We start from the raw sequence: 24,044 nt of genomic DNA on the forward strand, positions 1-24,044 counted from the left end.
ACCGGGACCTCAGCAGCAGCTTGCGGTACTCGGTGTTCGATGCACCTCTCCCGAAGGGAGAGGTCGGATTGCATCGCAGATGCAATCCGGGTGAGGGACTTTGGTCTATCGAGACGCTGGCGCCCCCTCACCCGGCGCGGTGCGCCGACCTCTCCCCGGCGGGGAGAGGTGGACGGAGCTCGTGGTTGGCGGGGTCGTTCGATCGAAGCGTTCGAGGCGCTTGCACTCACGTCTGCTGCAGCTGCCGCGGCGCGCTGAGCCACAGGGCCAGCAGCGTGCACACTGCGCCCGACAGCAGATAGCCGCCGGCCGAGAGCAGGCCGAAATACGATGCCAGCAGCAGCGCGGCGAGTGGCGCAAATCCCGCGCCGAACAGCCACGCAAGGTCGGCCGTCAGTGCGGACGCCGTGTAGCGATAGGTGCGGGCGAAGTTGGCGGCGATCGCGCCCGAGGACTGGCCGAACGACAGGCCGAGCAGGATGAAGCCGAGCACCATGTAGACGGTCTCGCCGACCGGGCCGGCATCGAGCAGCTGCGGCGCGAAGCCGGAGAATACCGCGATCGCGATGGCCGAGCCGATCAGCAGCGACTTGCGGCCGATGCGGTCGGCGAGCATGCCGGAGGCGATGATCGCGATGACACCGAACACCGCGCCGATGGCCTCGATGATCAAAAAGCGCGCCGGCGTCTCCCTGGTGAACAGGAACACCCAGGACAGCGGAAACACCGTCACCATGTGGAAGAGCGCGAAGCTCGCCAGCGGCGCGAACGCGCCGATGACGATGTTGCGGCCCTCGTGGCGGATGGTGTTGGCCACGCTGGCGGGCTGCAGCTCGCGCGAATGAAACAGCTCGTCATATTCGGGCGTCACCACCATGCGCAGCCGCGCGAACAGCGCGACGACGTTGATGGCGAAGGCGACGAAGAACGGATAGCGCCAGCCCCAGTCGAAGAAATCAGCCGCCGAGAGATGGCCGACGAAGAAGGCGAACAGCGTGCTGGCGACGATCAGCCCGAGCGGCGCGCCGAGCTGCGGGATCATCGCGTACCAGCCGCGCTGATGCTCCGGCGCATTCATCGCGAGCAGGGAGGCGAGGCCGTCCCAGGCGCCGCCCCAGGCCAAGCCCTGGCCGATTCGCGCCAGCGCCAGCAGCCAGATCGCGCCGGCGCCGACGGTGTAGTAGCTCGGCAGGAAGGCGATCGCGACGGTCGATGTGCCCAGCAGGAATAGCGCAATGATCAGCTTGGCGCTCTTGCCGTAGCGGCGGTCGATCGCCATGAAGATCACGCTGCCGAACGGGCGGGCGATGAAGGCGAGCGCGAATAGCGCGAAGGAATACAGCGTCTGCGTCAGCTCGTCGGCGAACGGGAAGACCAGGCGCGGAAACACGATCACCGAGGCGATGGCGTAGACGAAGAAGTCGAAGAACTCCGACGTGCGGCCGATGATGACGCCGATCGCGATCTCGCCCGGATTCGCCTCATGCCTGCGGGAGAGATCGGTCTCGCCGTCCATGGCCGCTGCCTGTGTCATCGCTGCTCGCAGTCCTCTCGCACTCTATTTGAGCCCGTAAATGTCTGCCCAAGCGTCGCTCCGGTATTGGACAAATTGTCCAATGTTGGGCGTGACGTCCGGTCGCTACGTGAGGCCTCGTTCAGAGATCCGCGCTTCGACGAGGTTAATCGTGCGTTACTGGAAAACGTTGGCTCTGCTACCCCTGGGGCTCGCGCTCGGGGGCTGCAATCTGGTGGTGCTTTCGCCATCCGGTGACGTCGCCGCCCAGCAGCGCGATCTCGTGATCATCGCCACCGTGCTGATGCTGCTGATCGTGGTGCCGGTGATGGTGGCCACCGCCATGATCGCCTGGCGCTACCGCCAGTCCAACAAGGCCGCGACCTATACGCCGGACTGGGACCACTCGACCCAGCTCGAGCTTCTGATCTGGGCCGCGCCGCTGATGATCATCATCTGCTTGGGCGCCGTCACCTGGATGGGCACCCATCTGCTCGATCCCTACCGCACACTCGGCCGTATCTCGGCGGATCGCGCCGTGACCCCGCAGGACAAGCCGCTCGAGGTCAACGTCGTCGCGCTTGATTGGAAGTGGCTGTTCATCTATCCCGAATACGGCATCGCCAGCCTCAACGAGCTCGCCGCTCCCGTGAACCGGCCGCTCGATTTCCGGATCACCTCGTCCTCGGTGATGAACTCGTTCTATATTCCGGCACTCGCCGGCCAGATCTACGCGATGCCGGGTATGCAGAGCCGGCTGCACGCCGTCATCAACAAGCCGGGCGTCTATCGCGGCTTCTCGGCGAACTACAGCGGCGCCGGCTTCTCCGGCATGCGCTTCGCCTTCCACGGTCTGTCGGATGCGGAGTTCGCCAGCTGGGTCGAGAAGGCCAAGGCCAGCGGCAATCAGCTAGGCAAGCCCGAATATCTGACTCTGGAGCGTCCGAGCGCCAACGAGCCGGTGCGCTACTACGCTTCCGTCGACAACGATCTGTTCCGCGCCATCCTCAACATGTGCGTCGAAGCCGGCAAGATGTGCATGAGCGAGATGATGGCGATCGACGCCAGGGGCGGCATGGGCATGGCCGGTATCAGCAACACGCTGCCGCTCGCCTACGACAAGTTCGCCGGCCGCGGCGCGGTGTTCGGCGCCGAGCCGAGCTTTGTCGCCGGCGGCGTCTGCCTGCCGGGCGACCAGGTCACGCGCATGGCCGAGAATTCCTCGCCGACCGTCCTGGCGCCGCTCGACTGGACGCCGCTGCAGGGCCGCGGGCTGGAACGGCCCGGCCTGATGCGGCCGTCCAAGGCGTCGTTCATCCCGTTGCCGACCTCCAAGTCGAATTCCTGACGTTCGGATTCGTGAGGATCACATCATGTTCGACACTGCCAATCTCACCAAGCTCATCTTCGGCCGGCTGACCCTGGAGTCGCTGCCGCTGCACGAGCCGATCATCGTCGGCACCTTCGCGATGGTCGCGCTCGGGGGCCTCGCGCTGTTGGGCGCACTGACCTATTTCCGGCTCTGGGGCTACCTCTGGAAGGAGTGGTTCACCACCGTCGACCACAAGCGCATCGGCATCATGTACATGGTGCTCGGCATCGTCATGCTGCTGCGCGGCTTTGCCGATGCGCTGATGATGCGGCTGCAGCAGGCGATCGCCTTCAACGGCTCCGAGGGCTATCTCAACTCGCATCACTATGATCAGGTGTTCACGGCGCACGGCGTGATCATGATCTTCTTCGTGGCGATGCCGCTGGTCACCGGCCTGATGAACTACGTCGTGCCGCTGCAGATCGGCGCGCGCGACGTGTCGTTTCCGTTCCTGAACAATTTCAGCTTCTGGATGACGACAGCCGGCGCCATCCTGGTGATGTGCTCGCTGTTCGTCGGCGAGTTCGCGCGCACCGGCTGGCTCGCCTATCCACCGCTGTCGAACCTGTCGTACAGTCCTGATGTCGGCGTCGACTATTACATCTGGGCATTGCAGGTCGCCGGCGTCGGAACGCTGTTATCCGGCGTCAATTTGATCTGCACCATCGTCAAGATGCGCGCACCCGGCATGACCATGATGAAGATGCCGGTCTTCACCTGGACCTCGCTGTGCACCAACGTCCTGATCGTCGCCTCCTTCCCGGTGCTGACGGCGGTGCTCGCGCTGCTGTCGCTCGACCGCTATGTCGGCACCAACTTCTTCACCAATGATTTCGGCGGCGATCCGATGATGTATGTCAATCTCATCTGGATCTGGGGCCATCCGGAGGTCTACATCCTCATCCTCCCGGCGTTCGGCATCTTCTCCGAGGTCACCTCGACCTTCTCGGGCAAGCGGCTGTTCGGCTACACCTCGATGGTCTACGCCACCGTCGTCATCACCATCCTGTCCTACCTGGTCTGGCTGCACCATTTCTTCACGATGGGCTCCGGCGCCAGCGTGAACTCGTTCTTCGGCATCACGACGATGATCATCTCGATCCCGACGGGCGCGAAGATGTTCAACTGGCTGTTCACGATGTATCGCGGCCGCATCCGCTTCGAGCTGCCGATGATGTGGACGGTGGCCTTCATGCTGACCTTCGTGATCGGCGGCATGACGGGCGTGCTGCTCGCTGTGCCGCCGGCCGACTTCGTGCTGCACAACAGCCTGTTCCTGGTCGCGCACTTCCACAACGTCATCATCGGCGGCGTGCTGTTCGGCCTGTTCGCCGGCATCGCCTACTGGTTCCCGAAGGCGTTCGGCTTCAAGCTCGATCCGTTCTGGGGCAAGATGTCGTTCTGGTTCTGGACGGTGGGCTTCTACTTCGCGTTCATGCCGCTCTACGTCCTCGGCCTGATGGGCGTGACACGCCGCCTGCGCACCTTCGACGATCCGAGCCTGCAGATCTGGTTCGTGATCGCCGGCATTGGCGCGTTCATGATCCTGTTGGGCATCGCCAGCTTCCTGATCCAGATCGCCGTCAGCGTCCTGCGCCGCGAGCAGCTCGCCGACACCACCGGCGATCCCTGGGATGCGCGCACCCTGGAATGGGCGACCTCGTCGCCGCCGCCGGCCTACAACTTCGCCTTCACGCCCGTCATCCACGATAACGACGCGTGGTGGGACATGAAGCGCCGCGGCTACGCCCGTCCGCTCACCGGCTTCAAGGCGATCCACATGCCGAGCAACACCGGCACCGGCGTGATCCTCGCGGGCTTGAGCACGAGCATGGGGTTCGGCCTGATCTGGTACATGTGGTGGATGGCAGCCGGCAGCTTCGTCGCGCTGCTGGCGGTCGCGATCGGCCACACCTTCAACTATCACCGCAGCTTCCACATCCCCGCTGACGAGGTCGTCAGCGTCGAGCGCGCCCGCACCGAGCTGCTCGCGGCAGGAGCCAAGTCATGACGATCGCAGCAGGCACCCTGAAGGCCGGCGAGCCGGTCTTCTACGTCGTCGACGAGCACGACCATCCGGAAGGGAGCAGCACGATGCTCGGCTTCTGGATCTATCTGATGAGCGACTGTCTCATCTTTGCGATCCTGTTTGCCGTCTATGGCGTGCTCGGCACCAAATACGCCGCGGGCCCGGCGCCGAAGGACCTGTTCGATCTGTCGCTGGTCGCGCTCAACACCTCGTTCCTGCTGCTGTCCTCGCTCACCTACGGCTTCGCGATGTTGTCGATGCAGCAGAACCGCGTCGCCGCCATGCAGGGCTGGCTGGTGGTGACCGGCCTGTTCGGTCTGGCCTTCCTCGGCATCGAGCTGACCGAGTTCGTGCACATGATCCATGAGGGCGCGACGCCGCAGCGCAGCGCCTTCCTGTCGTCGTTCTTCACCCTGGTTGGAACCCACGGCCTGCACGTGACGTTCGGTCTCGTCTGGCTGGTCACCCTGATGGTGCAGGTCAAGCGCTTCGGCCTGATCGAGGCCAACAAGCGCCGGCTGGTCTGCCTCAGCATGTTCTGGCACTTCCTCGACGTGATCTGGATCGGGGTCTTCACCTTCGTCTATCTGATGGGAATGCTGCGATGAGCTCGGATGTCCACGCCCACGCGGACGCGCACCACTCGGCCGATGATCATGCCGGCACGCGCTCCGGCCAGTTGATCGGCTTCGGCCTTTCGGTCGTCCTGACCGCGATCCCGTTCCTGCTGGTCATGAACGGCTCGCTCGACAAGCAGGTGACGGCGCTGATCATCATGGCCTTCGCGGCCGTGCAGGTCGTCGTCCACATGATCTTTTTCCTGCACATGAACACCAAGGCCGAGGGCGGCTGGACCATGATGGCGCTGATCTTCACCATCATCATGGTGGTGATCGCGCTCTCCGGCTCGCTCTGGGTCATGCATCATCTCACCACCAACATGATGCCGGTGCACGAGATGGGTTCGACGCCGTGATGCCGGACCCTGCCAATGGGGCAGGGGGACGAGACGCGCCGGGCGCAGGGCGGCCGGCGACGCTCGCGATCGGCGCAGCATGGGTCGCCTGCGTTGCGGTCCTGCTGGCGCTCGGCGTCTGGCAGGTTGAGCGCCGCGCCTGGAAGCTCGATCTGATCGATCGAGTCGGTCGCCGCGTGCATGCTGCGCCGGTAGCCGCGCCTGACCCAGCACAGTGGCCGGCGATCAATCGCAGCGATGACGAGTACAAGCGGGTGACCTTGAGCGGCCGCTTCCTCAATGACCGTGAGACGCTGGTCCAGGCGCTGACGGTCGAGGGGCCGGGCTATTGGGTCGTGACGCCGCTGCAGACCGCTGACGGCCTGGTGCTGGTGAACCGCGGCTTCGTGCCGTCCGAACGCCGCGAGCCGGCGAGCCGCAGCGCCGGGAACCCGGATGGCGTCGTCAGCGTGACCGGCTTGCTGCGAATCTCCGAGCCCGGCGGCGGCTTCCTGCGCCACAACGATCCCCAGGCCAATCGCTGGTATTCACGTGACATCGCGGCCATCGCGGCGGCGCGCGGCCTGTCCGATGTCGCGCCGTTTTTTGTCGATGCCGATGCGACACCCAATCCGGGCGGCTATCCGGTCGGTGGCCTGACCGTGATCGCGTTTCCGAACAACCATCTGGTTTACGCGCTGACCTGGTTTACATTGGCCTTGATGCTGGCCGGCGCCGGCGTGCAGCGGCTCCGCCGCGCGCGTCGCGACGACGGCGCGGCGACAGCGCAGGACGCGGAATGGGATCGACGGCGGCAGAGCATGCGTGGACACGAGGCGTCGCCATCGTGAGCGGACGCGGCTTGCCGACATCAGCGCTGGCCTCGGACACCGCGGCATGAACGAAGCGCCAAACCTGCCGATCGGCGCCGTCGCGGCGATCGCCACGCCCGAGATCCACGCGCCCATCCCCACCAAGGACGCGACCAACCGCAAGAACATGGTGCTGCTGATTCAGCTGCGCTGGATCGCCGTGGTCGGCCAGATCGTCACCATCGCCTTCGTCACCTATTGGTTCGGCATCGCGCTCCCCGTCGTTCCGATGGCCGCGATCATCTGCGCGCTGGTGGTGCTCAATGTCGCGAGCCACGTCTGGCTGCGCCGGCGCGACGACGTCGGCAACCGGCATCTGCTGATCGCGCTGATGCTCGACGTCGTGGCGCTGACGTCGGAGCTCTATCTCACCGGCGGCGCGTCCAATCCGTTCACCTGTCTCTATCTGCTGCAGGTCACGCTGGGCGCAGTGCTGCTCGATGCGCGCTCGTCCTGGTCGCTCGTGGCGCTCACCGCGCTGAGCTTCGTCTGGCTGACCATTGAGTATCGGCCGCTGGATTTGCCGCAGCATCACGTCAGCGACGCCTTCACCTTGCACATCACCGGCATGTTCGTCGGCTTCGTGCTCGACGCCGTGCTGCTGGTCGTGTTCGTCACCCGCATCAACCGGAACTTGCGCGAGCGCGACGCCAAGCTGGCTGATCTGCGCCAGCATGCCGCCGAGCAGGATCACATCATCCGCATGGGTCTCTTGGCCTCCGGCGCCGCACACGAACTCGGCACGCCGCTCGCGTCGATCTCGGTCATCCTCAACGACTGGCGGCGCATGACGGCGATCTCGGCCGATCCCGCGCTGGCGGAAGATTTCACCGAAATGGAAGCGGCGGTGCAGCGCTGCAAGTCGATCGTCACCGATATTCTCGTGTCCGCCGGTCAGGCGCGCGGCGAGGGCTCGGCGCCGACGACCTTGAAGACGTTCCTGACGGCGCTGGTCGCCGAATGGACCGCGGCGCGCTCGGCGCGCAACCTGATGGTCCGCAACGAGTTCGGCTCCGATCCGACGATCGTCTCCGACGTTGCTCTCAAGCAGGCGATCGTCAACGTGCTCGACAACGCCTTCGAGGTGTCGCGCGAGTGGGTCGAGTTCGTCGTCGAACGCGATGGTGACATGCTGCTGCTCAGCGTCAGCGACCGCGGGCCGGGCTTCGATCCTGCCATGCTGGCGCAGCTCGGGCGTCCGTATCAGTCCAGCAAGGGCCGCCCGGGCCGTGGCCTCGGCCTGTTCCTGGTGGTCAATGTGATCCGCAAGCTCGGCGGCGGCGTTTCGGCCTGGAACCACCGGGGACGCGGGGCAACCGTGCGGCTGTCACTGCCGCTCTCGATGCTTGCGATTGGAGAGCCCAGTGGAGATTGAACGCTCTCTCCTGATTGTCGAGGACGACGACGGTTTCGCGCGCACCTTGAAGCGCTCATTCGAGCGGCGCGGCTACGAGGCCGTGATCGCAGCCTCGCTCGAGGAGGTCGATGAGATCATCAAGGACAAGACGTTCGGCTATGCCGTCGTCGACCTCAAGCTCGGCGGCGCCTCCGGCCTCGTCTGCGTCGAGAAGCTGCACGCCCATGATCCGGAGATGCTGATCGTGGTGCTCACTGGCTTCGCCAGCATCGCCACGGCCGTGGAGGCCATCAAGCTCGGCGCCTGCCACTATCTGGCAAAACCCTCCAACACCGATGACATCGAGGAAGCCTTCCGCAAGGCGCAGGGCAACGCGCAAGTCGCACTCGCCGAGCGCGCCACGTCGATCAAGACGCTGGAGTGGGAGCGCATCCACCAGACCCTGATCGACACCGACTTCAACATCTCCGAAGCGGCGCGCCGCCTCGGCATGCACCGGCGGACTTTGGCGAGGAAGCTCGAGAAGCGGCCCGTGAAGTAATTGAAAACGCCGCCGCAACTGAATGCGGCGGCGTGTCACGATCAGGTCGAGAGATCAGCGGCAGACGCGGCGCGGACCCCACGGAGTGGGACGGATCCAGCAAGTGCGCGGGCCATAGCCGTAGCCGCCGCCATAGCCGTAATAGGCGCGCGGGGCGGGACGGCAGCGGCCCCAGCGATCCGGGAACCAGCCCGGACCGCAGCCGCCGGCGACGCGCTCCACATTGCTGTCCGGAGCAGCCGGCTGGGACGGCAGCGTGAAGGCCTGCGCGGCTGACGCGCCCAGCGTGACGGTCGCGGCGAGCAGGGCGGAGGTGAACAGATTGCGCATGTGAGTTGCGGTCCTCTCGTTGGTTTTGAGTCGGTGCAGTCCTTAGACGTCGTCGGACACGGTTTGGTTTCGCAAATTTTTCGAGGAGTCGCGAAACGTCTCTCTCATACCATAATGCCCGGTGCGATGCCGATCATGCACTGCAGCTCTGCTGACCATGTGGTGCATCGCTGCGGTGCGTGGTGAACAGCAGAGTGCCGCAGGCAACATGAACGGCGGCTGAGTTGTCCGGCATCGCGACCTTCGACGGCATCATTTGCCGCCCTGTTGCGCCTTCGCATCCTTGATCGCGCTCCTGCAGCCGTCGGAGAGCTTGTCGAACTTCTCGATCATGCACTGCTTGATGCGGCCGCCGCCGGGCATGATTCCCGCGCATAGCGTGCGGACCTCGCTGCCGCAAGCCTGACGCACGGCGGTCGTCTCCTGAGCTTGTGCGGTGGCGATCGCGCCGACGATGAACAGCAACGGAAGCAGCTTGCGCATGAACGATGTCCTTCTCCTGCCTCGGCGACCGCGCCGGGCGTCATGAAGGGAGGACTTCTCGTCGCCGAACTTTGCCGGGATGTGTCGTGCCGCGCTGCACTTCGTAACGATTTGTATCAGCGCTGCCGATCGCGCTCAGCTCGGGCCCGTGAGCTTCTGCAGCGCGCGATCCACGCTGTGGAACACGCGGTCGCGTGGCAGCACGTCGTAGAGGCCGAAGCGCTCGAACGCCGCCTGCGCCCGCAGCGATTCCAGCCGCGCGACCGCGAACACGATGCCGTCCGCATTGCATTGCCTGATCACCTCGCGTAGCGCCTGCGCTGCGGTGAAGTCGATCTCGACCATTGCGCTGGCCTCGAGCACGAGCAGCCGCGGCTGGCGCCGCTGCAGCAAATGCTGCAGGTCGGCGCGGAAGGTCGCGGCGTTGAGGAAGCTCAGCGGCGCCTGGAAACCGACGACGGCGATCTCGGACAGCTCCTCGCCGCGAATGTGCGGGTGCGCCGGCCACCAGATCGTGGTGTCGGGCACGCGTTCGAAGGTAATGAGATGCGCCCGCGTCGTGCTCCAGATGCCGTGCAGCAGCGACAGCGCAATGCCGAGCGCGACACCCTGCTCGATCGGCAGTACGACGATGGCCGCCGCCGTCGCCACGATCAGCAGGAACTCGCCCTTGGAGGCATGATAGACCTGGACGATCTGCGTCACGCGGATGATGCGCAGAGCGACGAACAGCAGCACGCCGCCGAGGGCTGCGTCCGGCACATGCGCCAGGAGCCGCGCGCCGAACAGCACGAGCAGCAGCACGACGACCGCGGCCGAGAGGCCTGCGACCTGCGAGCGGCCGCCGGTCTCGACCACGATGCCGGTGCGCGGCGGGCTCGCATTCACCGGGAACGTGGCGAACAGGCCGGCCAGCAGGCTGCCGGCGCCCGCGCCGAGGAAGTCGCGGTCGACGTCGGCCGGACGATCCGGCTCAGAGGGGAACGAGCGTGTGGTGGCCGCGGTCTGCATCATCACGACGACGGCGATCAGGAACGCCAGCGGCACCAGCTTCACCCATTGCTCCGGCCCGATCAGCGGCATCGACGGCATCGGCAGATCGCCGGAAATCGCGCCGATGACCGGGACGCCGCGCGCCTCGAGGTGAGCCGCCATGACGAACAGCGTCGCTGCGACCAGCGCGATCAGCGCGCCGGGAATGCGGGCGCTGATCCGCTCGCAGACCGTGACGGTGAGCACGCCGAAGCCGATGATCAGCGTGTAGATGTTGGTCTTGCCGAGCTCGCCGGCCAAGGCCGCGATCCGCGCCAGGGTCGGTCCGCTCGGCGAGGGCAGGCCGAGCACGCTCGGCAACTGCGAGACGATGATGTGCACCGAGATGCCGGCGAGGAAGCCGACGGTGACCGGCACCGAGAGCAGATTGGCGATGCCGCCGAGCCGGAAGCCGCCGGCCAGCACCAGCATGACGCCGACCAGCAGCGCCAGCGCCGCGGCGAGGCTGCCATATTCGGGCGTCCCGCTGGCCGCGAGCAGCGCTAGGCCGCCGGCAAAGATTGGCGTGATGGTGGAATCGGCGCCGCAGGACAGGAAGCGGTTGGCGCCGAACAGCGCGAAGCCGAGCGATCCCGCCAGGAAAGCGAAGAATCCAGTCTCCGGCGTGAAGCCGCCGAGCTTGGCGGTCGCCATCTGCTCGGGGATCGCGATTGCCGCGAGCGTCAGCCCGGCGGTGAGATCGGCAGGCAGGGCGCTGAGTCGCCAGCCCCGCAGCGAGCGCAACATCGGCCAATGATGATTGCCGTCGTGAGTTTGCTCAGTCATGTCGATCTCTCAGAGCATGCGCTCGGCGTGTGGTCATGTGAGGCCGCGATCCCAAGGGGGCTCCGGCGCGAAGGCGGCGGCGAGGTAGTCGATGAAGGCGCGCACCTTGGCCGAGGGCGTGCGGTCCGGCAGGTAGACCGCATGCACTGCCAGCAGATCCGAGGACGGCACGTCGAGCGTCACCGCCACCAACCGTCCAGCGCGCAGCTCGTCGCCAACGATGAAGGTCGGCTGGTAGATCACGCCTTGCCCGGCCAGCGCAGCGGCCAGCAGCGCATCGCCATTGTTGGCGCGCAGATTGCCGCTCACGGTCACGTCGACGGCCACCTTGCCGCCCATGCGCCAGCGCGACGGACCGGCGGCGGCCAGGGTATAGCCGAGGCAGTTGTGCCCGGCGAGATCGGCCGTGGTGCGGGGCACGCCGCGCGCGGCGAGATAGGACGGCGCGGCGCAGATCATCATCCGGCACGGCGCCAGCCGCCGAGCCACCAGCGTCGAATCCTTGAGCGTGCCGATCCGGATCGCGAGATCCCAGCCCTCCTCGATCAGGTCGACCAGCCGGTCGTTGAGGCCGAGCTCGACGCTGACCCCGGGGTAGAGCGCGGCGAAGCCGGCGAGCAATGGCGCGATCTGGCGGGTGCCGAACGCGAGCGGGACGTTGAGGCGGAGCAGCCCGCGCGGCTCGACGCGATCGGCGGCGATCGCGCTTTCGGCGGCCTCGAAATCGCCGAGCACGCGCTCGGCGAGATCGAGATAGCGCCGGCCCGCCTCGGTGATCGTCAGCCGCCGCGTGGTGCGATGGAACAGCTTTGTCCCAAGCCGCGCCTCCAGCGCCGCGAGATGCTTGGTCACCATGGTCGGCGACATCCCGAGCACGCGCGCCGCCCCGGACAGGCTGCCGGAGCCTGCGACCTTGGAGAGAACTTCGAGACCAGTGAGGCGGTCGAGCAAGCGCTATCTCGCTCTGTAGGTGTGAACTGAATTTCCCTTGTACCGGATTATCGTCTGAGGGGAAATGATCCATATCCCGGGGGTCCCCACGGAGGTTTTGATGATCGATTCCCGCACCGCGCCCTATGCCGCGCTCCTGCTCCGCCTCACCCTCGGCGGCCTGTTCCTCACCCATGCCAGCCTGAAGCTGTTTGTCTTCACCCCGGCCGGTACCGCAAAGTTCTTCGCGAGCATCGGCCTGCTGCCTGAGCTCGCTTATGTCACCATCACCGCCGAGATCCTCGCCGGCATCGCTTTGATCCTCGGTGTCGCCACCCGCTGGGTCGCGCTCGCCGCCGTGCCGATCCTGCTCGGCGCCATCTTCACCGTGCACGGCTCCGCCGGATTCTTCTTCAACAACCCCAAGGGCGGCTGGGAATATCCGGCGTTCTGGGCCGTCACCCTGGTGGTCCAGGCCCTGCTCGGCGACGGCGCCTATGCGCTCGGCGCGCTCCGCGGCAACCTCGCCGGCGGCCAGCTGCGCAGCGCGCACTGATGTCCGCGTGAGGTGGCCGATCCGCCGCTGCACCCTCAGTGTCATCCCCGCGAACGCGGGGATCCATAACCACCGGCCGCACTGAGTTGAGCACGCTGGCCGACGCCCAGCGTGCCTCAAACTGAGATCACGCGGTATGGGTCCCTGCGTTCGCAGGGACGGCAGCGGTGCGGACGCCGGAGCGCGTCGCCTCACACTCGGTGTCATCCCGGCTCGAGGCCGGGACGACGGTTGTGGGCGAGGCGCGACCTGAGATATCCGGAGAGAGAACGAGGAGCCATGCCATGACCCTGCCCAGCATCTTCCTGTCGCACGGCTCGCCGATGCTGCCGCTGACGGCGTCGGCGGCGCGTGACTTCCTCTCGGGCCTCGGCAACAGCCTGCCGCGGCCGAAAGCCATCCTCGTGATCTCGGCGCATTGGGAGACCAACATCCCCGCCGTCAACGTCGTCGCGCAGAACGAGACGATCTATGATTTCTACGGCTTCCCGCGCGAGCTCTACCAGCTGCGCTATCCCGCACCGGGCGCGCCCGATCTCGCCCGCGCCGTTGCAGAGCGATTGCAGGCCGCCGGCTTTCCCGTCGGCGTCGACCGCGAGCGCGGCCTCGATCACGGCGCTTGGGTGCCGCTGCTGCTGATGTACCCGCAGGCCGACATTCCCGTCATGCAGCTCTCGATCCAGACCGAGCAAGGCCCTGCGCATCATCTCGCGCTCGGCCGCGCGCTGGCACCGCTCCGCGACGAGGGCGTGCTGATCATCGGCAGCGGCAGCTTCACCCACAATCTCGGCGAATTCCGCAAGCGCCGGCTCGACATCGACGATCCGGCGCCGTCCTGGGTCGTCGACTTCGCCGACTGGGTCCATCAGGCCGCGATCGAAGGCCGCGTCGACGATCTCGTCAACTACCGGACGCTGGCGCCGCATGCCCGCGACAACCATCCGACCGACGAGCACTTCCTGCCGCTGTTCGCAGCCCTCGGCGCCGCCGGCGAAGGCGCCCGTGTGGAGCGCCTGCACAACAGCGCCAACTACGGCGTGCTTCGCATGGACGTGTATGCGTTCCATGGCGCCGACGAGGCGAAGGCTGCGGCCTGAATCACAGGTCGCGCATGCGGAGGGCTGAAGCGACCGGCCGATGCAAATTGCCGGTGGGGCTCGCTACTCGTCGCTGGGCGGGGGCAGCCAAACAAATTTGCGTTGCTTGCTGTTCCACTTCAGCTTCTCGAAATTGTCGCAATCCATGCATGTCCAGGCGACGATCGTGTTGTCGTCCTGCAACGAAAGCGCTGCGTATTGATGCGGCGTCTTGACCGCCTCGAGCAGGCGGATGCGCGGCTTGCCTCCGGTGGGCAGGTCGAGGATCATGAGAAAGCGTCCCCTCGCGCCCTTGCAGTCCTCGTAGACGCCGACCAGCGCCACCTGCTTCATCGTTGACCCGTCGAAATGGCCCTCCAGAGCAAATGAACGCTGGCTCGCCTCCATCGCGTCTCCGCCGCCTTCGTAGAGGAATTGGCGCGGGATGAGGTCCTTGCGAAACTCGGTCGCCTTGCACCAGCCCTTCCGGATCTGGCCGACGGGAATGCCGCGGACCTCGGTCGTGAACGGATGAAACTCGGCGAGAACCCACCAAGCGGTGCTCCTGGTATCTCCTTCGACGGTCATGAAAGGCTGCTCGGCGCGGGCGACCACCGCGCTCGAGACCAGGATGCAGCACAGCGCAGCGATCAGTTGTTGTAGCTCGCGGATCAATTTGTGAAGAGCAGGCCGGTCATTCATCATGTCTGATGGTTCTGTTGTTTGCCGACGGAAGCTGTGTCAGCGTATGGGGCGCTGCTGCGCAGCGTCAACTCGTTTCGGTCGTCCAGTGCCTTGAAGCGGGATTGAAATCGCTTCGAGTTGGAACGAGAGAGGACGCCCGATCATGACGGCGAGCGCCGTTTGCCCGTCGGGTTAGTTTGTCGCAGCTGATTTCGCTTGCGTCGTCGGGCAAATCACCACGATCCTTCAGCGCATCCCGCCTCATCATGAAGGGGCGTTGCGCGCGATCGTCACGACACGCGGGGCGGGGAGCGGTGGCCGCGAGAGCTCGCAGCATGTCCTTTGCGATGTGCGGACGAACGATGCGCTTGCGGACGTGAAGTTGCAGGGTTCTGATACCTCGACGCTGGTATCACCGCGCAACGCGTGACACGCGTTCGCGTATGGCGGCCAACAAGCCGAGCGCCAGGAAGCCTGCATATAAGCGTGAAGACCATCGCGCAGGGAGGGCCGGGCGTTTCTCGGCCACACCTGTGGTACCTGCCGCCTGCATTTATTTGAGCAGGCGGGCCACGGGCGCGGCCAGCGCCCGGCCTTCCCTGCGCCCTTCTGTTTTTGGGGGGCGATTCAATTGCAGAGCTCGGACGCCGCTGGCGCCGCGAGGAGCGTGCAGCCATGACCCACGGAGCGCGCCACACATTCGCTGTCGTCCCGGCCTTGAGCCTGGACCCGTAACCACGCGCAACTGGCAGCTACGGTCCTCGCGAGATCACGCGGTATGGATCCCGGCGCGGAGGCCGGGACGACACCGAGGATGAGGACAGTGCGCCGCACACATGACCTCGGAGGTAACTGACATCGACATCGCGCGCGAAGAAAGTCCTTGACCCCTCCGCAGGCAAATGATGCGAAGGATGCACAGGGAGTGAAAACAACAACCATGCGCCTGCCGTTCTATTATGGTTGGGTCATCGTCGCCGTGACCTTCGTGACGATGGCGATCGGCGTCAATGCGCGCACCGCGTTCTCGCTGTTCTATCCACCCATCCTCGCCGAATTCGGCTGGGACCGCGGCGTCACCGCCGGTGCGTTCTCGTTCGGCTTCGTGGCCTCGGGCATCGTCAGTCCGCTGATCGGACGGCTGATGGATCGCACCGGCCCGCGTGCGGTGATGGAACTCGGCGTCTCGCTGATGGCGGGTGGACTGCTGCTCGCGCCGCTGACCTCGCAGCCCTGGCATCTCTACCTGACCATCGGCGTCATGGTCGGCGCCGGCAGCGTCTGCCTCGGCTATTCCGGACAATCGCTGTTCCTGCCGAACTGGTTCATCCGCCGCCGCGGCCTCGCCATCGGCATCGCATTCGCAGGCGTCGGCATCGGCTCGATGACCCTGCTGCCCTGGGTGCAGCACATGATCGCGCAGACCAACTGGCGCACGGCCTGCACTGCGATGGGCATCGTCGTGCTGGTCGTGCTCGCGCCGATCAATCTGCTGCTGCGCAAGAAGCCGGAGGAGATCGGCCTGCGGCCCGATGGCGATGCGGCGCCGCTCGCCAACGCCGCCAAGCCGATATCCAACGTCGTCGATCCGGTCTGGGCCGGCATCGACTGGACCTTATCCCGCGCGCTGCGCACCATCAGGTTCTGGTGGCTCGCGCTCGGCTATTTCTTCGGCCTCTATGTCTGGTACGCCGTGCAGGTGCATCAGACGAAGTACCTGCTCGAGATCGGTTTCAGCTCCAACGTCGCGGTGTGGGCGCTCGGCGCCGTCAGCCTGCTCGGCATTCCCGGCCAGATCGCGCTCGGCCATCTCTCCGATCGGCTCGGCCGCGAGGCCGTGTGGGGGCTCGGCTGCCTCGGCTTCGCGATCTGCTTCGCTGCGTTGATCGCGCTGAAAGCGTCGCCGTCGCTCGTGCTGGTCTATGTCATGGTGGCGACGCAGGGCGCACTCGGTTACGGCATCACGTCCGTGATGGGCGCGGTCGTGCTGGAAATCTTCCAGGGCGCGCATTTCGGCAGCATTTTCGGCACGCTGATGCTGATCGGCTTGTGCGGCGGTGCTGCAGGCCCCTGGGTCACCGGTGTGCTGTATGATCTCACCAACAGCTACACGCCGGGCTTTGCGATCGCGTTCGTTGGTGCCTTCGTCTCGGCAGCCGCGATCTGGATCGCGGCGCCGCGTCGGGTGCGCGTCGTCGCCGGACAGTTACATAGGTTGAAGACGGCAGCGGAGGCCGCGGCATGATGTGTGAGCTGGCTTGCCATGACGCTTCCGCCGTGAACCAATCAGGAAACTCTGGGAAAGGGACCACATGAACGAGCATGTCCAGGCTGCCAAAGCCGCGCCGCTGTTCAATCCGCTGTCGCCGGAGTTCATCCGCAATCCCTATCCGTTCTATCAGCAGCTCCGCGACAATGATCCGGTGCATGTCACGCCGTTCGGCTCGTTCCTCGCCAGCCGGCACGCGGAAGCGAGCCTCGTGCTGCGTGACAAGCGGTTCGGCAAGGATTTCGTCGCCCGCTCGATCCGCCGCTACGGCCCTGACATCATGAACGAGCCGATCTTCCGCAGCATGAGCCATTGGATGCTGCAGCAGGATCCGCCGGATCACACCCGCTTGCGCGGTCTCGTGGTGAAGGCCTTCACCGCGCGCCGCGTCGAGGACATGCGGCCGCGCATCCAGGCGATCGTCGATGCCACGCTCGACGAGATCATCCCGAACGGCAAGATGGACCTGATCGAGGACTTCGCCTTCAAGCTTCCGGTCACGGTGATTTGCGACATGCTCGGAATCCCCGAGGAGCATCGCGAGGCGTTCTACAAGAGCTCGCGCGAGGGCGGGCGGCTGCTCGAGCCGGTGCCGCTGTCGAAGGCGGAGATCGCCGAGGGCAATGCCGGCAACGCGGTCTCCCGAGCGTATTTCCAGCATCTGTTCGAGCTGCGCCGCAAGCAGCCGGGCGACGACCTGACCACGCAGCTGCTGCAGGCGGAAGAGGACGGCGCCAAGCTCTCCCACGAGGAGCTCACCGCCAACATCATCCTGCTGTTCGGCGCGGGACACGAGACCACGGTCAACCTGATCGGTAACGGCCTGCTGGCGCTGTATCGCAATCCCGAGCAGCTGGCGCTGTTGAAGGCGCGTCCCGAGCTGATCACCAATGCGATCGAGGAGTTCCTGCGCTACGATTCCTCGGTGCAGCTCACCGGGCGGGTGGCGCTCGAGGACATCGAGGATCTCGGCGGCCGCCGGATTCCCGCGGGCGAGACCGTGCTGTGCCTGCTCGGCTCGGCCAACCGCGATCCCGCTGTTTATCCGGACAATCCGGAGCAGCTCGACATCACCAGGGCGAACGTCAAGCCGCTGTCGTTCGGCGGCGGCATCCACCATTGCCTGGGCGCGCAGCTCGCCCGGATCGAGGCGGAAGTCGCGATCGGAACCCTGCTGCGGCGGCTGCCGGAGTTGAAGCTCGATGACGCGGACAACCCGGACTGGCGTCCGACCTTCGTGCTGCGCGGCCTGAAGCGGCTGCCGGCGCACTGGTAACCATTTCCGTTAACGGAGTTGTTGTGCAACGCCCCCGGAAAGAACGACAGCGCTGTGACTTCGCCATACTTAATCCTATATGATGCAGCGCTCCGGTATCGACGTCCGTGGGGCCGCGGCCGTGCGGGCTGAAGGCTTTGCGACGCCGGGGCGTTGTCCTTTGAGGGAGACCCCGTGCAGACGACCCTGCTCGGCTTGGCGATTGCCTTCATCCTTGCGCTCCTTGCTGCGCTGATCGGCCCGTACTTCGTCGACTGGAACCAGTTCCGGCCGCAGTTCGAGGCCGAGGCGGGCAAGATCATCGGCGTGCCCGTGCGGGTCGCCGGTGCGCTGGACGCACGGCTGTTGCCGACGCCGACCTTGCGGCTGCGCCAGGTCACCTTCGGCGGCGCCAACCACCTCGGCAAGCTGCGCGCCGACAAGCTCGACGTCGAGTTCAGCCTCGGCGACCTCATGCGCGGGGAGTGGCGGGCGAACGAGCTGACCATCGGCGGCATGGCCGCGGATCTCGGCCTCGACGCCAAGGGGCAGGTCGACCTGCCGTCCGCCTCCGGCAAGTTCAATCTCGCTGCGCTCGCGATCGACCGCTTCAACCTGACCGGCCGCGTCGCCCTGCACGACGCCGCCAGCCGCTCGACCCTGGAGCTGACCGACATCGTGTTCTCCGGCGACGTCCGTTCACTGGCCGGCTCGCTGCGCGGCGACGGCGCCGTCTCGATCCGCGGCGGCCGCTATCCGTTCCGGCTGTCGTCGAGCCAGGACAAGGATTCCAACGGCCTCCGCGTCCACCTCAACATCGATCCCGGCGAGCGCCCGGTCATGGCCGATGTCGAGGGCCTGATCAGCTTTCCGAACCGCGCGCCCAAGTTCGAAGGCGCGCTGACACTGTCGTCACCGCCAAAGGAGCCGGCTGCCGACAAGGAGAAGCCGGCGAAGGACCAGGCCGCGAAGGAGCCGTCCGCCAAGGCGGCCACGTCCGCGACCCTCGCCCCCGGCGCGACGCCGTGGCGCATCGCCACCAAGATCGTCGGGGACCCGGCCTCGGCCAAGCTCGACCAGATCGAGGTCAGCTTCGGCCAGGAGGATCGCTCGCTGAAATTCGCCGGCAGTGGCGACATCCGTTTCGGTGCCACCCCGACGCTGAAGGCATCGCTCTCCGCACGCCAGCTCGATGCCGACAAGCTCCTCACGGGCGGCGACGACGTGAAGGACCGGCGGGCCATCGCGCCTGCGCTGGTGCTGCCGGCGCTGCGCAACTGGATCGCCCAGCTGCCGACATTGCCGATGCCGGCCAACGTGCAGTTCTCCACCGAGCAGATCATGCTCTCCGGCCGGCCGGTGCAGAACTTCACTGCCGATCTGCACAACGAGCCGACCGCCTGGAGCCTCGAGAAGGTCGACCTGCGCGCGCCGGGCTCGACGCGCCTGACCTTCCGGACGATCGGCATCTCCACCTCGGTCACCGCGGGCTTTACCGGTGCGCTCGATCTCGACTCCTCCGAGCCGGACGCGCTGGTCGCCTGGCTGCAGGGCCGCACCGATAACAGCTACCGAACCCAGCGTCCGCTGCGCATCCGCGGCGATCTCAACGTCGCGCCGGAGCGGATCGCGATCGATGGGCTGAAGGCCGATATCGACGGCGGTTCGGTCGACGGCCGCGTCGCCCTGATCAACCGTGCGGCCGGCGCCGGCTCGCGGTTCGAGGCGGTGCTGAAGGGCGACCGGCTCGATCTCGACGCGGCGATGGCGGTGACGCGCTCGCTGGTCGGCGTCACCGGCGAGTGGCCGGCGGAGGCCAGCGTCGCGCTGGATGTCGGCCGCGCCAAGTTGAGCGGCCAGGAGCTGCGTCCGCTCACCGCGCGGATGTCCTACGATCCGAAGACGATCGCCGTCGACCAGATCAAGTTCGGCCAGAGCGGTGGCGTGACCACCGAGGGCTCCGGCCGGTTCGATCGCGCCGATGCCACCGGACGGCTGACGGTGACGTCGATGGCCGGCTCGCTCAAGGAGATCACCGCGCTGGTGCAGCCATTCGCGCCGCAGATCTCGGCGCGCTTCGATTCGCTCGCCACGCCGCCCGGCGCAGCACGGCTGAAGCTCACGCTCGATCTCGCCAAGGATCCCGCCAATGCCGACCGCAGCCAGGCCAAGGCGGTGCTCGATCTCGACGCGCCGCAACTGAAGGGCTCGGCGACGCTGACCGCAAAGCCATCGGCTGCGGCGCTGCGCAGCTTCGAGGTCGATGCGATCGACCGCACCGAGCTCGGCGTCGAGAGCCGCATCTCTGCCGAGCAGGGCAATGTGGTGCTGGCGCTGCTCGGGCTCGACCGGATCGCGGCCGTCGGCAACGGCCCGGCCGAATTCCAGTCGAGCGTGACCGGCGGGTGGCGGACGCCGTTGCGGGTCACCGCAAAACTCTCCGGCATCGGCCTCGACGGCGACGCGCAGGGCACGGTCGAGCCGTGGGGCGATGCCACCAAGGCGAACGTCAATCTGCGGCTGCGCAATGCCAATCTGGCGCCGCTGTTGGGCGTAAAGCCGCAGGACACGGCGGCGCAGAACATCCGCCTGTTCGGCAAGCTCGGACTGTCCGGCGGCCGCCTCACGCTGGAGGATATCGACAGCACGGTCGGCGGCTCCCGGCTGCGCGGCCGGCTGGCGGTGAATCTCGACGACGACAAACAGGTCGAGGGCGAGGTCGGGCTCGACGCGCTCGACGTGCCGCAAGTGTTCGCGGTGCTGGTCGGCGCAGCCGGCCGCGAGCAGGCCGAGCCTCTGGGCGCCGGCCTCGTAAAGGGCTGGCGTGGTCGCGTCGCGTTCCAGGCGCTGAGCGGCGCCGTGTTGAACGGCACCGACCTGCGGCCGCTCGCCGGCGCGATCAAGAGCGACGGCCAGTCGGTCACCATTGAGAATCTCAAGGGCAAGCTCGGCGGCGGCGACGTCATCGCCACCGTCGAGGCGCGGCCCAATCCGAACGGCCTCGTCCTGAACGGACGCGTCGAGCTCGCCGGCATCGACGGCAATGCGCTGCGCTATCGCAATCTGAAGATGCCCGCGGGCAAGATCTCCGCGCAGATGACGCTGGCTGCCGAAGGTCGCAGCGTGCAGGGCCTGGTCAATGCGCTCTCCGGCAACGGCACCGTGACGCTCGACAATGCCTCGATCGTCAATCTCGATCCGCGCGCGTTTGATGCCGCATTGCGCGCCGCCGATGCGGGGCAGGTGACTGACGACGCCAAGCTGCGGCAGGTCGTCGAGCCGGCGCTGGCGTCGGGCACGTTGTCGGTCGCGTCGGCGCAGATCCCCTTCATCATCCGCGACGGCCGCGTCCGCGTCGGCGCCACTACCTTGGAGGCGCAAGGCGCGCGCGCGATCGTCTCCGGCGGCTTCGACATTCCGGCCGATCAGGCCGACATCCGCGCCAGCCTGAGTTCGAACACTGTGGGCAATGCGAACAGCCGGCCGGAGGTGCAGCTGTTCGTGATGGGCACGCCCGATGCGCTGAATCGCGTGGTCGACGTGACATCGCTGTCGTCCTGGCTCGCGGTGCGCGCGATCGACCGCGAAACGCGGCGTCTGGATGCGATCGCGCGCGGCGAGGTGCCGCCGGCCTATCCGTCGTCGACGGCGTCGCTCCCGGGCGCGGAGGCGGCGCCGACTACCCCCAATGCCATCGACGTGCCGGTGCCGGGACGTGATCCGCGGCGCGATCCGCGCGCCAAGATCGGCGGCCCGCGCCCGGCCGTGCCGCCGCTCGCGACGCCGCAATCTGCTCCCGCCGCGCCGCCGGCAGCAGCTCCGCAGGCGTCGACCGTGCCGCCCGTCGCGAGCCAGTCTCAGCTAGCGCCGCTGCCGCCGCCGGTCGAGATCAAGCCTGCGCCCGGCGTGCTGCCGCCGCGACCGCGGCCGGTGCCGCGTCCGCCAGTCGTGCTGACGCCGCCAGGCAGCCCGTGACCTCCGGTCTGCCGGAGCTGCGCCGATGATGACGCTGCGCCAGGTCGAGGTCATCCGCGCAGTGATGGTCACCGGAACCATCAACGGCGCGGCGCGGCTGCTGAAAGTGTCGGCGCCCGGCGTCAGCCGGCTCGTGAAATACACCGAGCGCTCGCTCGGCATCCGCTTTTTCCAGCGCCAGAACGGCCGCTACTTCCCGACCCCGGAAGCGCAGAACATCTTCGAGCAGATCAACAGCGTCTACGAGAAGGTCGACGATCTCAGCTACATCATCTCCAACATCGGCCGCGGCGCGCTATCCGAACTCCGCGTCGGCTCGGTGCCGAGCATTTCCCAGGTGATGGTGCCGCGTGCGATCGAGCGCGTCCGCCGCCGCTATCCCGATCTCGGCATCGACATCAACATCCTCAAGATCGAGGAGGCGATCGACTATCTGATGCTCGGCAAGGGCGAGTGCGTGGCGATGAGCTACCGGCTCGACCATTCCGGCCTGGAATTCATGCCGCTGGCCTCGGGCGAGTTGTTCTGCATTGTGCCTGAGGGCCATGAGCTCGCCGGCCGCAAGCAGGTGTCGGCGGCGGAGATGACGCGCTATCCGCTGATCGGCATCGATCCCAACGATCCTTACGGCCGCATCATGGCCGAGATCTTCGCGCGCAACAAACTCAGCTACAACATCTCGATCAAGGCGCGCTTCGGCACCACCGTGTGCGCGTTGGTGAAGGCGGGCCTCGGCATCGCCGTGATCGATCAGTTCACCGTCGCCCATGGCGGCTATCCCGGCGTCGAGCTGATCAAGATCGCCGAGCCAACGCGCTTCGACACCTACATCGCCGTCAAGGGCGGCACGCCGCTGTCGCTTTATGCCGAGCACTTCATCGATTGCCTGCGCTCGGAGATGCGCGCGCTCGAGCCGGGCCGCCGTCAGGCTGCGAAGGCTGCAAAAAAAGCAGCCCCCGGAAAAAGATAACATAATGTTAGGTTTGGCGGATATTTGGGTAATTGTGTTAGCCGGCGGACGCGCTATCGTCTGCGGCGACCTTCATCGCTCCCGCGGCGATCGCGCGAGCTGTAGACGAGACTGAAGCGAACGTGCCTGATCTTTCCGCGCTCAAAGCCCGCAAATTCCTGACCGGCTTGATCGGTGCGCCGATCGCGCATTCGGCCTCTCCCGCCATGCACGAGCATGCTGCGGCCGCGCTCGGCGTGCGCTGCCACTATCAGCTGATCGAGGTGGCCGGCGCCGACCGCGCGGGTCTGAAGATGCTGCTGGAGGGCGTTCGCCAGCTCGGATTTGCCGGCGTCAACGTGACCTATCCCTACAAGGAAGCCGTGGTCGAGCTGCTCGACGAGCTCGCGCCGAAGGCGGCTGCGATGGGGGCGGTCAATACCGTCGTCGTGCGTGATGGACGGCTGATCGGCCACAACACCGATACCACTGGCTTCGAACGCGCCGTGGCGCCGCTGGTCGCTCAGTCCGGCCGCGGCGTGGTGGCGCTGATCGGCGCGGGCGGCGTCGGCAAGGCGATCGCCTTCGCGCTTGCGAACCTCGGTGTTGCCGGCCTGCGCATCTACGACACCGAGCGCACGCGCGTCGAAAAGCTCACGAGCTCATTGCCGGCAGGCATGGAAGCGGTGATCGCCGAGAGCGTCGAAGAGGCCCTGCAGGGCGTGGCCGGCGTCGTCAATGGCACGCCGATCGGGATGCTGCCGAACCGCGGTACGCCGGTGCCTGATCATCTGCTGCGCGCCGATCTCTGGGTCGCGGACGCCGTCTATTCGCCGCTGTGGACGCCGCTGCTGAAGGCCGCAAAGGCCAGGGGGGCGCAGGTGCTGCTCGGGCGCGAGCTCGCCATCTACCAGGCCGCTGATGCCTTCGAGCTCTTCACCGGGCTTGCGCCGTCGACCGAGGCGATGGGAGCGGCCTTCGACAATCACATGGCGGAGAGATATCAGGCGGTTGACGCCGCCTGAGCCGACCGCCAATACGCGGCGGAACAAGTCGTTCAAGCAAGAAACGCAAACAAGC

General features: G+C 66.5%; 20 protein-coding genes. 14 read left to right on the forward strand and 6 right to left on the reverse strand.

Features of this window, described 5'->3' with window-relative positions:
- Window positions 1-226: 226 nt before the first annotated feature.
- Window positions 227-1,534: an MFS transporter gene (locus BRAD285_RS06755; protein ID WP_006611373.1), complete on the reverse strand. Its 1,308-nt coding sequence runs from the start codon at window positions 1,532-1,534 to the stop codon at window positions 227-229.
- Between the two features lie 151 nt (window positions 1,535-1,685).
- Between BRAD285_RS06755 and cyoA the strand changes: the two genes are divergently transcribed.
- Genes cyoA through BRAD285_RS06790 form a run of 7 tightly spaced genes read left to right on the forward strand, consistent with a single transcriptional unit; the run spans window position 1,686 to window position 8,639 of the window.
- Entirely contained in the window at window positions 1,686-2,861 is a 1,176-nt protein-coding gene (gene cyoA / locus BRAD285_RS06760; protein ID WP_006611374.1) for a ubiquinol oxidase subunit II, read from the forward strand.
- A 25-nt stretch (window positions 2,862-2,886) separates the two neighbouring features.
- Window positions 2,887-4,896, forward strand: a complete 2,010-nt coding sequence (cyoB, locus tag BRAD285_RS06765) for a cytochrome o ubiquinol oxidase subunit I (protein WP_006611375.1) — start codon at window positions 2,887-2,889, stop codon at window positions 4,894-4,896.
- Window positions 4,893-5,522, forward strand: coding sequence for a cytochrome o ubiquinol oxidase subunit III (cyoC, locus tag BRAD285_RS06770; RefSeq protein WP_006611376.1), 630 nt, complete (start codon window positions 4,893-4,895; stop codon window positions 5,520-5,522). The genes cyoB and cyoC overlap by 4 nt, the downstream gene beginning before the upstream one ends.
- Window positions 5,519-5,890: a cytochrome o ubiquinol oxidase subunit IV gene (gene cyoD, locus BRAD285_RS06775; RefSeq protein ID WP_006611377.1), complete on the forward strand. Its 372-nt coding sequence runs from the start codon at window positions 5,519-5,521 to the stop codon at window positions 5,888-5,890. Before cyoC ends, cyoD begins: the two co-directional genes overlap by 4 nt.
- Window positions 5,890-6,720: an SURF1 family protein gene (locus BRAD285_RS06780; RefSeq protein ID WP_006611378.1), complete on the forward strand. Its 831-nt coding sequence runs from the start codon at window positions 5,890-5,892 to the stop codon at window positions 6,718-6,720. The genes cyoD and BRAD285_RS06780 overlap by 1 nt, the downstream gene beginning before the upstream one ends.
- A gap of 46 nt (window positions 6,721-6,766) precedes the next feature.
- The gene (locus tag BRAD285_RS06785; RefSeq protein ID WP_006611379.1) at window positions 6,767-8,116 is read left to right on the forward strand and encodes an ATP-binding protein; all 1,350 of its coding nucleotides are present in this window, start codon (window positions 6,767-6,769) and stop codon (window positions 8,114-8,116) included.
- A complete protein-coding gene (locus BRAD285_RS06790) occupies window positions 8,106-8,639 on the forward strand; it encodes a response regulator transcription factor (protein ID WP_006611380.1) in 534 nt (177 codons plus the stop codon). The genes BRAD285_RS06785 and BRAD285_RS06790 overlap by 11 nt, the downstream gene beginning before the upstream one ends.
- Before the next feature lie 54 nt (window positions 8,640-8,693).
- Here the strand turns inward: BRAD285_RS06790 and BRAD285_RS06795 are convergent, their stop codons facing one another.
- The 4 genes from BRAD285_RS06795 to BRAD285_RS06810 form a co-directional block, all read right to left on the reverse strand.
- On the reverse strand, window positions 8,694-8,969 hold the full coding sequence (locus BRAD285_RS06795; RefSeq protein WP_006611381.1) for a GCG_CRPN prefix-to-repeats domain-containing protein: 276 nt from the start codon (window positions 8,967-8,969) through the stop codon (window positions 8,694-8,696).
- Between the two features lie 252 nt (window positions 8,970-9,221).
- Window positions 9,222-9,452: a hypothetical protein gene (locus tag BRAD285_RS06800; protein WP_006611382.1), complete on the reverse strand. Its 231-nt coding sequence runs from the start codon at window positions 9,450-9,452 to the stop codon at window positions 9,222-9,224.
- A 135-nt stretch (window positions 9,453-9,587) separates the two neighbouring features.
- Window positions 9,588-11,270 (reverse strand): SulP family inorganic anion transporter, encoded by a 1,683-nt coding sequence (locus BRAD285_RS06805; protein WP_006611383.1) that lies wholly within the window; start codon window positions 11,268-11,270, stop codon window positions 9,588-9,590.
- A 33-nt stretch (window positions 11,271-11,303) separates the two neighbouring features.
- Window positions 11,304-12,221 (reverse strand): LysR family transcriptional regulator, encoded by a 918-nt coding sequence (locus BRAD285_RS06810; RefSeq protein ID WP_006611384.1) that lies wholly within the window; start codon window positions 12,219-12,221, stop codon window positions 11,304-11,306.
- Between the two features lie 100 nt (window positions 12,222-12,321).
- Here BRAD285_RS06810 and BRAD285_RS06815 point away from each other — a divergent pair, with 100 nt between their 5' ends.
- Window positions 12,322-12,756, forward strand: coding sequence for a DoxX family protein (locus BRAD285_RS06815; RefSeq protein ID WP_035645910.1), 435 nt, complete (start codon window positions 12,322-12,324; stop codon window positions 12,754-12,756).
- Between the two features lie 284 nt (window positions 12,757-13,040).
- Window positions 13,041-13,853 (forward strand): class III extradiol ring-cleavage dioxygenase, encoded by an 813-nt coding sequence (locus BRAD285_RS06820; RefSeq protein ID WP_006611386.1) that lies wholly within the window; start codon window positions 13,041-13,043, stop codon window positions 13,851-13,853.
- Window positions 13,854-13,916: 63 nt separating this feature from the next.
- On the opposite strand, the gene BRAD285_RS06825 is transcribed toward BRAD285_RS06820, so the two are convergent.
- Complete coding sequence (locus tag BRAD285_RS06825; protein ID WP_244422161.1) at window positions 13,917-14,537, reverse strand: hypothetical protein; 621 nt, start codon at window positions 14,535-14,537, stop codon at window positions 13,917-13,919.
- A 919-nt stretch (window positions 14,538-15,456) separates the two neighbouring features.
- On the opposite strand from BRAD285_RS06825, the gene BRAD285_RS06835 reads away from it, so the two are divergent.
- The 5 genes from BRAD285_RS06835 to BRAD285_RS06855 all read left to right on the forward strand — a co-directional run bounded on the left by BRAD285_RS06835 (window position 15,457) and on the right by BRAD285_RS06855 (window position 23,989).
- Entirely contained in the window at window positions 15,457-16,761 is a 1,305-nt protein-coding gene (locus BRAD285_RS06835) for an MFS transporter (protein ID WP_006611388.1), read from the forward strand.
- Window positions 16,762-16,828: 67 nt separating this feature from the next.
- Complete coding sequence (locus tag BRAD285_RS06840) at window positions 16,829-18,061, forward strand: cytochrome P450 (RefSeq protein ID WP_006611389.1); 1,233 nt, start codon at window positions 16,829-16,831, stop codon at window positions 18,059-18,061.
- Window positions 18,062-18,235: 174 nt separating this feature from the next.
- Entirely contained in the window at window positions 18,236-22,015 is a 3,780-nt protein-coding gene (locus tag BRAD285_RS06845; RefSeq protein ID WP_087877629.1) for an AsmA-like C-terminal region-containing protein, read from the forward strand.
- A 25-nt stretch (window positions 22,016-22,040) separates the two neighbouring features.
- Entirely contained in the window at window positions 22,041-22,985 is a 945-nt protein-coding gene (locus BRAD285_RS06850; protein WP_006615010.1) for a LysR family transcriptional regulator, read from the forward strand.
- Window positions 22,986-23,107: 122 nt separating this feature from the next.
- Window positions 23,108-23,989: a shikimate dehydrogenase gene (locus tag BRAD285_RS06855; protein ID WP_006615011.1), complete on the forward strand. Its 882-nt coding sequence runs from the start codon at window positions 23,108-23,110 to the stop codon at window positions 23,987-23,989.
- Window positions 23,990-24,044: the final 55 nt, after the last annotated feature.

Source organism: Bradyrhizobium sp. ORS 285 (genome assembly GCF_900176205.1).
GTDB lineage: Bacteria > Pseudomonadota > Alphaproteobacteria > Rhizobiales > Xanthobacteraceae > Bradyrhizobium.

Bases quoted from the DNA above. Each gene is read 5' to 3' on its own strand.
- BRAD285_RS06755 (WP_006611373.1), bottom strand. From the start codon at position 1,534: ATGACACAGGCAGCGGCCATGGACGGCGAGACCGATCTCTCCCGCAGG.
- cyoB (WP_006611375.1), top strand. From the start codon at position 2,887: ATGTTCGACACTGCCAATCTCACCAAGCTCATCTTCGGCCGGCTGACC.
- cyoC (WP_006611376.1), top strand. From the start codon at position 4,893: ATGACGATCGCAGCAGGCACCCTGAAGGCCGGCGAGCCGGTCTTCTAC.
- cyoD (WP_006611377.1), top strand. From the start codon at position 5,519: ATGAGCTCGGATGTCCACGCCCACGCGGACGCGCACCACTCGGCCGAT.
- BRAD285_RS06780 (WP_006611378.1), top strand. From the start codon at position 5,890: ATGCCGGACCCTGCCAATGGGGCAGGGGGACGAGACGCGCCGGGCGCA.
- BRAD285_RS06785 (WP_006611379.1), top strand. From the start codon at position 6,767: ATGAACGAAGCGCCAAACCTGCCGATCGGCGCCGTCGCGGCGATCGCC.
- BRAD285_RS06795 (WP_006611381.1), bottom strand. From the start codon at position 8,969: ATGCGCAATCTGTTCACCTCCGCCCTGCTCGCCGCGACCGTCACGCTG.
- BRAD285_RS06800 (WP_006611382.1), bottom strand. From the start codon at position 9,452: ATGCGCAAGCTGCTTCCGTTGCTGTTCATCGTCGGCGCGATCGCCACC.
- BRAD285_RS06805 (WP_006611383.1), bottom strand. From the start codon at position 11,270: ATGACTGAGCAAACTCACGACGGCAATCATCATTGGCCGATGTTGCGC.
- BRAD285_RS06815 (WP_035645910.1), top strand. From the start codon at position 12,322: ATGATCGATTCCCGCACCGCGCCCTATGCCGCGCTCCTGCTCCGCCTC.
- BRAD285_RS06820 (WP_006611386.1), top strand. From the start codon at position 13,041: ATGACCCTGCCCAGCATCTTCCTGTCGCACGGCTCGCCGATGCTGCCG.
- BRAD285_RS06825 (WP_244422161.1), bottom strand. From the start codon at position 14,537: ATGATGAATGACCGGCCTGCTCTTCACAAATTGATCCGCGAGCTACAA.
- BRAD285_RS06835 (WP_006611388.1), top strand. From the start codon at position 15,457: ATGCGCCTGCCGTTCTATTATGGTTGGGTCATCGTCGCCGTGACCTTC.
- BRAD285_RS06840 (WP_006611389.1), top strand. From the start codon at position 16,829: ATGAACGAGCATGTCCAGGCTGCCAAAGCCGCGCCGCTGTTCAATCCG.
- BRAD285_RS06850 (WP_006615010.1), top strand. From the start codon at position 22,041: ATGATGACGCTGCGCCAGGTCGAGGTCATCCGCGCAGTGATGGTCACC.